Below are 250 nucleotides of genomic sequence, written 5' to 3'. Positions count from 1 at the left end.
GCCTGGCGAGCGGCAGCGGCGACCAGACCGTGAAGCTGTGGGATGTGGGCACGGGGTCGTGCGTGGCGACGCTGCGCGGGCACGCCGATATCGTGCTCGCCCTCGCCGCGCTGCCCGACGGCCGCCTGGCGAGCGGCAGCGGCGACCAGACCGTGAAGCTGTGGGATGTGGGCACGGGGTCGTGCGTGGCGACGCTGCGCGGGCACGCCGATATCGTGCTCGCCCTCGCCGCGCTGCCCGACGGCCGCCT

1 protein-coding gene is annotated in these 250 nt (G+C 75.6%); it reads left to right on the top strand.

Annotation, left to right across the window (positions count from 1 at the left end):
• Positions 1 to 250 (top strand): hypothetical protein (locus tag F3J17_RS35970; protein WP_205195122.1); only part of this gene is annotated, 250 nt, incomplete at both ends.

It is taken from the genome of Burkholderia sp. Ax-1719, assembly GCF_011753055.1.
GTDB lineage: Bacteria > Pseudomonadota > Gammaproteobacteria > Burkholderiales > Burkholderiaceae > Paraburkholderia.
This window is presented reverse-complemented; position numbering and strand designations above follow the sequence as displayed.